Origin of the sequence: Thermus sp., assembly GCF_039793865.1 — a bacterium.
Taxonomy (GTDB): Bacteria; Deinococcota; Deinococci; order Deinococcales; family Thermaceae; genus Thermus.
The window spans coordinates 1-8,997 of record NZ_JBAMMI010000023.1 but is presented as its reverse complement, the minus strand read 5'-3'; the positions used below and the strand labels follow the sequence as shown (position 1 = coordinate 8,997).

Genomic DNA, 8,997 nt, shown 5'->3' with positions numbered 1-8,997 from the left:
CGGGCCTCGGGGGGGTTCTTCTGGCCGCAGGCGCACCGCATCTCAGGCCACCCGGCGCTCCCAAGGGCCCCCTCACTCCCGGAAGAGCATCAAGGGGGGCCAGAGCAGGACTTCGGCCAGAGGGGGGAGGGGCTCTTGGGCGTGCACCACCACGGGCACGGGGGCCTCCAGGAGGTAGAAGCCCTCCCCGAGCGGCCGGGCCCGCCCCCCCAGGCGGTAGGCCGCCCCCTCCCTTTCCAGGAAGGGGGCCCGCGCCAGGGGCCTCGCCGCCCGCACCACCCCGTGGAAGAGGACCCGCACCGGCCCGGCGGGGGCCGGGGGAGCCCCCCGGTCAAAGGCGTAGACCACCTGGTCCCCGCAAAGGACCTCCACCAGGGGGCTTCCCCAGGGCTCGGGGAAGAGGTAGACCTCGAGGGCGTGGGTCCGGAAGCGCTGGTAGAAGGCCTCGGGGCTTTCCTCTATGGCCCGCTTTGGGCTGGTCATGGGCAAAAGTTTACGCGCCCAGGCCCGGAGCCCGCAACACCGCTCGGGGCTCAGTGCGCCACCCGGGCCGGGAGGGAGAGGACGAGGCGGGCGGCGAGGAGGAGGGCGGCCTCCTTGTCCAGGTACTGGTTGCCGTTGCCGCACTTGGGGGAGAGAACGCACCGGGGGCACCCCGCCTCGCACGGGCAGGCCTTGAGGAGCTCCAGGGTGGCCCTGAGCCACTCCGGGAAGCGCCGGGCGGCGGCCCGGGCGTAGCCCACCCCGCCCGGGTAGCCGTCGTAGATGAAGACCGTGGCCCCGCCCGCCGAGGGCAGGGGCCTGGGGTAGAAGGGGTAGGAGAGCCCCCCGATGTCCTGCCGCTCCGCCAGGACAAAGAGGGGGAGGAGACCGATCATGGCGTGCTCCAGGGCGTGGATGCCCCCGGGCACCCGGTGAAGGGGGACCGCCACCTCGGGGTGGAACCAGAGGGCCTCTGTGGGGAAGGCGATCTCGGGCAGGTCCAGGGGCACCTCCTCCAGGACGCTCCCCGTGAAGAAGCGCTTCTTCACGTACCCCACCACCCGCTCCCGCAGGACCACCTTCCCCACGTAGACCCCGTGGCCCACGGGCTCCCCCGAGAGCACCTCCAGGTCGGTCTCCGCCCGGGGCTCGGTGTAGTAGTCCTCCAGGGCGGGGAGAAGCCAGACCTCCCGCCTCCCTAGGTCCACGTTCCTCACCAGGTAGCTCTCCCCCTGGTGCAGGTAGATGGCCCCGGGGTGAGCCTCCCAGTAGGCCTGGCGCTCGTCCAGGTGGCCCAGGACCTCCCCTTCCGGCCCCCTTAGGGTGAAGGTGGCCCCAAGGCCCCGGAGGCTAAGCTCCTGGTGGGGGCGCTTTTTGGGGGTGTAGTAGCGCCCGTCCTTCTCCTTGAGCTCCCGCAGGGCTTCCCCGCACAGGACCTCCTCCCGCGCCAGGGGCCGCTCCCAGGCGGCGGCGTGGAGGTGGAGGGGGCAGAGGACGGGGTTTTGGGGGTCGGCCACGGCCTCCTCCGGGGGGCTTTGCAGGAGGAGGTGGGGGTGGTGGAGGAAGTACTCGTCCAGGGGGTCCTCCCGGGGGATGAAGACCACCAAAGCCCGCCGTTCTCCCCGGCCCGCCCGCCCCGCCCGCTGCCAGAAGCCCGCCACCGAGCCCGGGTAGCCCACGAGCACCACGGCGTCCAGCTCCCCGATGTCCACCCCGAGCTCCAGGGCGCTGGTGGAGACCAGAACCCGCACCTCTCCCTTTTTTAGGGCCTCCTCCAGCCTTCTCCGGTCCTTGGCGGTGTAGCCCGCCCGGTAGGGGCGCACGGCGGGGTGGGCGGCGTAGCGGGCGATGAGCTCCGTCGCCTTGCGGCTGTTGGCGAAGACCAGGGCCCTCAAGCCCCCTTCCGCCAAGGTCCTGGCCAGGTAGGCGGCCTCGAGGAGGGGGCTCCGCCTGCGCTCCCCCTTGCGGTCCAGGGGCTTGGGCAGGAAGACGAGGAGCTCCCTTTCCGAACGGGCCACCTCTTCCCGAAGCTCCACGAAGGGGAGGCCGGTGAGGGTTTCGGCGTGGGCCTTGGGGTTTTGGATGGTGGCGCTGGCGGCGATGACCTGGGGGCTCGCCCCGTAGTGGCGGGCCAGGCGCAGGAGGCGGAAGAGGACCAAGGCCACGTGGGTGCCAAAGACCCCCCGGTAGGCGTGGAGCTCGTCCAGGACCAGGTAGCGGAGGCGGGAGAGGAAGGAGGCCCACTCCCCGTGCCGGGGCAGGAGGCCGAAGTGGAGCATGTCGGGGTTGGAGAGGAGGACGAGGCCCCGCTCCCGGGCGGCTTTGCGGGTGGAGGCTGGGGTGTCCCCGTCGTAAGGGAAGACCCCTTCTACCCCCAGGGCCTGGGCCATCTCCTTAAGGCGCCTGAGCTGATCGTGGGCCAGGGCCTTGGTGGGGAAGAGGAGGAGGCTGGTTCCCCCTTCCAGGGCCGCCTTTAGCACCGGCACCTGGAACACCAAGCTCTTCCCGGCGGCGGTGGAGTAGGCCATGACCACGTTCCTCCCGGCCTCCACCTCCCTTAGGGCCACCGCCTGGTGGGCGAAGGGCTTTAGGCCCAGCGCCCGCACCACCCCGGCGAAGGCCCCCTGGCAGGGAGCGGGCCTCGGGGGCTTCCTGGGGAGGAGGCGGGCGAAGACGATGCGCCCCCGGAACTCCGCCTCCGTCTCCAGCCACTCCCGGTAGCTGGAAAACCCCCGAAGGGCCTCGGGTAGCACCCCCTTATTATGGGGGCATGATCCTCACCACCACCCAAGAGGTCCAGGGGAGGAAGATCACGGCTTACTTGGGTATCGTCTTTGGGGAGGCCATCGTGGGGGCCAACATCCTCCGGGACATCTTCGCCCGGGTGCGGGACATCGTGGGGGGGCGGAGCGGGGCTTACGAGGCGGAGCTTCGGCGGGCCCGGGAGACGGCCCTTCTAGAGCTGGCGGAGGCCGCCCTCCGCTTGGGCGCCGACGCCGTGGTGGGCGTGGACGTGGACTACGAGGTCCTGGGCTCGAACAACTCCATGCTCATGGTCACCGCCAGCGGCACCGCCGTGAAGCTTTCCTCCTAAAACCCCTTCACCCACACCTCGTGGATCACGGGGCGGCCCAGGTAGGGGGCCCAGAAGGGGCTCGCCCGCTTGGCGTAGACCCGGAAGCCCAGGCTCCGGTAGAGCCCGCGGGCCGCCTGGTTGGCCCGGGTGGTGGAAAGCTGTACCCCCCTGACTCCCTTTTCCCTCATGCAGTCCAGAAAAGTGGCGAGGAGAGCCCTGCCGAGGCCCCGTCCTTGGGCCTTGGGGTCCACGGCGATGTGGAGGTGGGCGGGGTAGCGGTCCTTGGGGGCCCGGGGTCCCGGGAAGAGGAGGAGGCGGAGGAGGTAGCGGAGGTGGGGAAGCCTGGGGCCGTAGCCCCCTAGAAGGAAGCGGAGGAGGACCCCCGGCAACCGGGCGAGGAGGGCCAGGGCCAGGGGAAGGCTGGCGCAGGCCCCCAGGATGTACCCCACCACCTGGCCCCCCTCCTCGGCCACCAAGGAGCAGCACCCGGCCCTTAGGTAGGGGGCTACGAAAAGCTCTCCCCAGAGGGCCTCGCTGGGGAAGACCTGGGAGCCTTCCCGGCCCAGGAGGAGGGTCTTGTGGGATAGCCGGGCGATGGCGGGAAGGTCCTCCGGGCGGGCCGGGCGCAGGGTGGCCACCCCTCCAGTTTAGAATGGCCTTCGTGCGCCGTCTGGCCCCGTGGCCGTGGCTTCTCCTCCTCTTCCTCCTCTACTTGAGCGTGGGGGAGGCCCTGAGGATTTGGCTGGGGCTTCTTTGGACCGAGCGCCTTCTGGTGATCCTGGCCGCCTTGGGGGTTTGGGCTTTCATCAACGGCCGTTTCGTCTTCGCCTACTACCACGCCCTCCTCTCCTCGGCCCGGGCGCGCCGCCTGCCCCTCTTTCCGGGGCCTGGGGAAAGGGAGCACCTCCTCGTGCTCGCCCCCCATCCCGACGATGAGGTGTTGGCGGCAGGGGGGCTTATGCGCCGGGTTTTGGAGAAAGGAGGAAGGGTGAGCGTGGTCTACCTCACCTCGGGGGACGCCTTTGACCTGGCGGCGGGGAGCCCCCTGCCTTCCCAGGAGGCCATGCGCCGCCTGGCCCTGAGGCGGATGGTGGAGGCCTGGCGGGGCCTCGAGGCCTTAGGCCTTCCCCGGGAGAGCGCCCATTTTCTGGGCTTCCCGGACCAGGGCCTCTTCGCCCTCTTCACCACCCACTACTACCTCCCCTACGAGAGCCCCTACACGGGCCTCAAGGCCGTGGCCTACCCGGGGTGCTACCGCCTTGGGCTTCCCTACACGGGGAAGGCGCTGGAGGCCACCTTGGTGGAGCTTCTGGAGCGCCTTAGGCCCACCTGGATCCTCCTGCCAAGCCCCTTAGACGCCCACCGGGACCACCAGGCCACGGCCTACTTCGGCATGCAAGCGGCGGCCTTTTTGGGCCTCGAGGGCCGCCTGGAGTACTACCTCATCCACGGGGGCTACCAGTACCCCCTGCCCAAGGGCCTCCACCCCAAGCTTCCCCTCTACCCCCCGCCCAGGGGGAGGGGGCTTCCGTGGCGGCGCTTTCCCCTCACCCAGGAAGAGGTGCGCCTCAAGGAAAAGGCCATCCGCGCCCACAAAAGCCAGATGCGGCTTCTCTCGCGCTTCCTCCTCGCCTTCGTCCGCCGCAACGAGCTTTTCAGCCCCCTTCCCGTTCCCGCTAAGGAGGCCTTAGCCGCGGAGGAGGAGGGGTGGGCCGCCCTCGAGGGGCGGGAGGTCCTCTAGGCTTTCCAGGCCGAAGACCTCCAGGAAGCGCTCCGTGGTGCCGTAGAGCTTGGGGCGGCCGGGAGCCTCCTTCTCTCCCACCACCCGGATGAGCCCCCGTTCCAGGAGGCTTTCCAGGATCCCTTCGGCGCTTTTGCCCCGCATGGCCTCAAGCTCCGCCCGGGTCACGGGCTGGTGGTAGGCGATGAGGGCCAGGACCTCGAGGGCCGCCCGGGAGAGCCTGGGCGGGGAGGGTTTGAGGACGCGCTCCACCGCATCCAAGGCCTGGGGGTGGACCACGAGCCGCCACCCCCCCGCCACCCGCTCCAAGGCCACGCCCAGGTGGCCGGCCTCGAGGTCCTTCTCCAGGGCCTCGAGGGCGCGGAGGATGGCTTCCTCGGGGTGGCCTAGGGCCCTAAGCTCCTTGAGGGCCACGGGCCTCCCCGCGGCGAAGAGGACGGCGAGGAGGAGGGTTTTGAGGCTCGGGGCTTCCTCCATGGCCTACCGGAGGTAGGCGAGAAGGGCCTCCTTGGGGACCGCCCCTTCCCGCAGGACCTCCCCCGTGCGCAGGTCCACCACGCTGGAGGCCAGCCCTCCCGCCTCCCCCGGAAAGACGAAGTCCACGGCGAAGGCCCGGGCCTCGGCCTCGCTTCTCACCGGGGGCTCGCCGCTTTGGTTTAGGCTCGTGGCGGCGGCGTGCCCCCCCACGCGGCGGAGGAGCTCCCGCAGGAGGGCGTGGTCCGGCATCCTGAGGCCCACGGAGCCGTCCTTGCTGATCCAGGGGGGGATGCCCTTCCCCGGGACCACCACGGTGAGCCCCCCGGGCCAGAAGGCCTCCGCCAGGCGCAAGAACTTCTCCTCCAAGGGCTCGAGGTCGGCAAGCCTCAGGGCGCTTTCCAGGTCCGCCACCAGCACCTGGAGGGGCTTCTCCTCGGGCCTACCCTTGACCTCGTAGATCCTCTTGCAGGCGGCCTCGTCCTCCATGAGGGCGAGCACTCCCCAGACCGTGTCCGTGGGAAAGGCCACCAAGCCCCCTCCCTTGAGGGTCTCCGCCGCTTTGCCCAAGGCCTCCTGGTATACTGCTTCCATGCCGGTCTATCAGTATAAGGCCCGGGACCGCCAGGGCCGTCTGGTGGAGGCCACCATTGAGGCCGAGGACCTCCGCACCGCCGCGAGGCTCCTCCGCGACCGGGGCCTCTTCGTGGCCGAGATCAAGGAGCCTGGGCGGGGCCTGAGGGCCGAGGTGCGCCTCCCCGCTTTGGAGCGGGGCCCGGGCCTCAAGGACCTCACCATCTTTTCCCGGCAGCTTGCCACCATGCTGGGGGCGGGCCTCACTTTCCTCCAGTCCCTGGCCATCCTGGAGCGGCAAACCGAGAACAAGAAGTTCCGGGAGATCCTCAAGCAGGTGCGCGCCGACATAGAAGGGGGCACGGCCTTCTCCGACGCCCTCGCCAAGCACAAGCTTTTCTCCCGCCTCTACGTGAACCTGGTGCGGGCGGGGGAGACCTCGGGCGGCCTGGACGCCATCCTGGACCGCCTGGCGAGCTTCCTGGAGAAGGAGCTGGAGCTCAGGGGCAAGATCCAGAGCGCAATGACCTACCCGGTCATCGTCTTCGTCTTCGCCGTGGGCGTGGCCTACTTCCTCCTCACGGGCATCGTGCCCCAGTTCGCCCAGATCCTCACCGACTTGGGCTCGGAGCTCCCCCTCCTCACCCGCTTCCTCATCGCCCTCTCCAACTTCTTGCGGGCGGCCACCCTGCTCCTTCTCCCCCTCGCCGTGGGCCTCTTCTTCGCCTACCGCTGGTACTACGGCACCCCCCAGGGGCGGAAGGTCATTGACCGCATCAAGCTCAGGATGCCGGTGTTCGGCAACCTCAACCGCAAGACCGCCGTGGCCCGCTTCTCCCGCACCCTGGCCCTCCTCCTCTCTAGCGGCGTGAACATCGTGGAGTCCTTGGACATCACCAAGGGGACGGCGGGCAACAGCGTGGTGGAGGAGATCGTGGAGCAGGCCAAGCTGAAGATCCAGCAGGGCGACCCCTTGAACCTCACCCTGGCCCAGCACCCCTTCGTCTTTCCCCCCATGGTGAGCTCCATGGTGGCCATCGGCGAGGAGACGGGGGCCTTGGACACCATGCTCAACAAAATTGCCGACTTCTACGAGCGGGAGGTGGACGAGGCGGTGGCGAGCCTCACCGCGGCCATTGAGCCCCTCATGATCATCTTCCTGGGCGTCATCGTGGGGATGATCGTGGCCGGGATGTTCCTGCCCCTCTTCAAGATCATCGGGAGCCTCTCCGCGCAATAAGGGCCTCCGCCACCTCCGGGGGGACCGGCATCACGGAAAGCCGGTTTCCCCTCTTTACCAGGGGGTGGTCCTTGGGAAAGAGGGCCTTGAGCTCTTGGAGGGGAAGGAGGGGCCACTTCTCCACGAAGGCCACCTCCACCGTGTACCAGCGAGGCTTCTCCGGCGTGGCCTTGGGGTCGTAGTAGGGGCTTTCCGGGTCAAACTGGCTGGGGTCGGGGAGGAGGGTCCGCACCACCTGGCAGAGCCCGGCGATCCCCGGGGGGGTGGCGCTGGAGTGGTAGAAGAAGCAGAGGTCGCCCTCTCTCATCCGCATCAGGTAGTTTCGCGCCTGGTAGTTCCGCACCCCGTCCCAGATGGCCCGGCCTTCCCGCTCCAGGTCTGCGATGCCGTACACCTGGGGTTCGGACTTCAGGAGCCAGTAAGCCATGCTTCGCAGTCTAAAGGGAGGTTTACCCGCTTCCCACTTGCCGGGGCCCTGGAAGAGGCTATGGTTGGAAGTATGCGCGCCTTGGGGCTTTGGGGAATCGGCCTCTTGCTCGCTGCCTGTACCCTGACGGTGGAGGTGCGCTCCCCTTACCGGATCCTGCGCTTGGAGACCCAGCCCACCTACTGCACGCAAGGGAACACCCAGCTGGATTACCGCCTTGCCCTGGAGGGCTGGGTGGACGGGCTTTGGTTTTACTGGGTGCCCGATGGGACCCCCCCTTCCGCGGCCTCGGCGGAGGAAGCCTTCTACCTGAAGGGGCCTTTCTCCGGCCTCGAGGTCCGGGGCTTCCTCACGGTGAGCCCCGAGGGCCGGGTGCTGGGGGGCGTTGGGGTGCAGGGCATCAGGGCGGAGCCTCTGCCCGATAGGCGTCTTTGGGTCCGGGGGGTGCGGGATGGGATCTTGGGGCCTTACGTGGGCGCCGTTAACGGGGTGAGGCCCGACTCCACGTCCTTTTGCGACCCCTCCTGGTAGCCTAGGCTTATGGCGCTTTCCCGGGCGCAAGGGATTCTGGACGAGCTCAAGGCGCTTTTCGGCCCCCGGGCCCTCCTCTCCCGCCCCGAGAGGGAGGTCTACCGCTACGACGCCATCCGGGAAGGAGCAACGCCCTTGGCCGTGGTCCTCCCGGAGTCCACGGCGGAGGTGCAGGCCCTCGTGCGCCTAAGCCGGAGGTACGGGGTGCCCCTCGTCCCCCGCGGGGCGGGGAGCGGGCTTTCCGGGGGGGCGGTGCCCCTGGGGGAGGCCCTCGTGGTGGCCTTCACCCGGATGGCCCGCCTGGAGGTGGACCCCCACACCCAGACGGCCTGGGCCGAGCCCGGGGTGACCACCGCCCGCATCTCCGAAGAGGCCAGGCCCTTCGGCCTCTTCTACCCCCCAGACCCCGCCTCCTACCGCACCAGCACCCTGGGGGGCAACCTGGGGGAAAACGCCGGGGGGCCCCTCTGCTTCAAGTACGGGGTCACGGGGGACTACGTTTTGGAGCTGGAGTGGGTGGACGCCCTGGGGGAGGTCCAGCGCTTGGGGCGGGACGCCTACGACCTCCCCGGCCTCCTCATCGGCTCGGAGGGGACCTTGGGCCTCATCACGGGGGCGCGGCTTAGGCTCCTCCCCTTGCCCCGGTACCGGGCCGCGCTCCTGGCCCACTTCCCGGGGGTGGAACCCCTGGCCGAGGCGGTCTCCGAGGCGGTGGCCCTGGGAGCCGTGCCCGCCCGCATGGAGTTCATGGACCCCGCCTGCGCGAACGCCGTGGAGGACTACCTGAGGATGGGCCTTCCCCGGGACCGGGCCCTTCTTCTGGTGGAAACGGACGGGGAGGAGGCGGACCTCGTGGACGAGGAGCTCTCCCTGGTGGAGGAAAGCGCCCGCCGCCACGGGGCCGAGGTGGTCCGCGCGAAAAGCGAGGCGGAGGCCGAGGCCCTCTGGCGGGC

Annotated in this window: 11 protein-coding genes; 5 read left to right on the top strand and 6 right to left on the bottom strand. The window is 69.7% G+C overall.

The window, feature by feature from the left end:
• Nucleotides 1-72: 72 nt before the first annotated feature.
• Nucleotides 73-483, bottom strand: coding sequence for a hypothetical protein (locus ABJK26_RS02250; RefSeq protein WP_347240588.1), 411 nt, complete (start codon nucleotides 481-483; stop codon nucleotides 73-75).
• 50 nt (nucleotides 484-533) lie between these two features.
• Complete coding sequence (locus ABJK26_RS02245; protein ID WP_347240587.1) at nucleotides 534-2,735, bottom strand: DEAD/DEAH box helicase; 2,202 nt, start codon at nucleotides 2,733-2,735, stop codon at nucleotides 534-536.
• 17 nt (nucleotides 2,736-2,752) lie between these two features.
• On the opposite strand from ABJK26_RS02245, the gene ABJK26_RS02240 reads away from it, so the two are divergent.
• Nucleotides 2,753-3,076, top strand: coding sequence for a heavy metal-binding domain-containing protein (locus ABJK26_RS02240; protein WP_347240586.1), 324 nt, complete (start codon nucleotides 2,753-2,755; stop codon nucleotides 3,074-3,076).
• Here ABJK26_RS02240 and ABJK26_RS02235 read toward each other — a convergent pair.
• The gene (locus ABJK26_RS02235; RefSeq protein ID WP_347240585.1) at nucleotides 3,073-3,696 is read right to left on the bottom strand and encodes a GNAT family N-acetyltransferase; all 624 of its coding nucleotides are present in this window, start codon (nucleotides 3,694-3,696) and stop codon (nucleotides 3,073-3,075) included. The genes ABJK26_RS02240 and ABJK26_RS02235 overlap by 4 nt on opposite strands.
• Before the next feature lie 23 nt (nucleotides 3,697-3,719).
• On the opposite strand from ABJK26_RS02235, the gene ABJK26_RS02230 reads away from it, so the two are divergent.
• Nucleotides 3,720-4,799: a PIG-L family deacetylase gene (locus ABJK26_RS02230; RefSeq protein ID WP_347240584.1), complete on the top strand. Its 1,080-nt coding sequence runs from the start codon at nucleotides 3,720-3,722 to the stop codon at nucleotides 4,797-4,799.
• Here ABJK26_RS02230 and scpB read toward each other — a convergent pair.
• Both scpB and ABJK26_RS02220 read right to left on the bottom strand, forming a co-directional pair.
• On the bottom strand, nucleotides 4,746-5,276 hold the full coding sequence (gene scpB, locus ABJK26_RS02225; protein ID WP_347240583.1) for an SMC-Scp complex subunit ScpB: 531 nt from the start codon (nucleotides 5,274-5,276) through the stop codon (nucleotides 4,746-4,748). The two genes, ABJK26_RS02230 and scpB, sit on opposite strands and share 54 nt — an antisense overlap.
• A 3-nt stretch (nucleotides 5,277-5,279) precedes the next feature.
• The gene (locus ABJK26_RS02220; RefSeq protein ID WP_347240582.1) at nucleotides 5,280-5,867 is read right to left on the bottom strand and encodes an L-threonylcarbamoyladenylate synthase; all 588 of its coding nucleotides are present in this window, start codon (nucleotides 5,865-5,867) and stop codon (nucleotides 5,280-5,282) included.
• Between ABJK26_RS02220 and ABJK26_RS02215 the strand changes: the two genes are divergently transcribed.
• A complete protein-coding gene (locus ABJK26_RS02215; protein WP_347240581.1) occupies nucleotides 5,866-7,086 on the top strand; it encodes a type II secretion system F family protein in 1,221 nt (406 codons plus the stop codon). The two genes, ABJK26_RS02220 and ABJK26_RS02215, sit on opposite strands and share 2 nt — an antisense overlap.
• Here the strand turns inward: ABJK26_RS02215 and ABJK26_RS02210 are convergent.
• Nucleotides 7,061-7,513 (bottom strand): EVE domain-containing protein, encoded by a 453-nt coding sequence (locus ABJK26_RS02210; RefSeq protein WP_347240580.1) that lies wholly within the window; start codon nucleotides 7,511-7,513, stop codon nucleotides 7,061-7,063. The genes ABJK26_RS02215 and ABJK26_RS02210 overlap by 26 nt on opposite strands.
• Before the next feature lie 72 nt (nucleotides 7,514-7,585).
• Between ABJK26_RS02210 and ABJK26_RS02205 the strand changes: the two genes are divergently transcribed.
• Nucleotides 7,586-8,044, top strand: a complete 459-nt coding sequence (locus tag ABJK26_RS02205; protein WP_347240579.1) for a hypothetical protein — start codon at nucleotides 7,586-7,588, stop codon at nucleotides 8,042-8,044.
• Between the two features lie 9 nt (nucleotides 8,045-8,053).
• The coding region (locus ABJK26_RS02200) for an FAD-binding protein (RefSeq protein WP_347240578.1) at nucleotides 8,054-8,997 on the top strand (944 nt) is incomplete at its 3' end.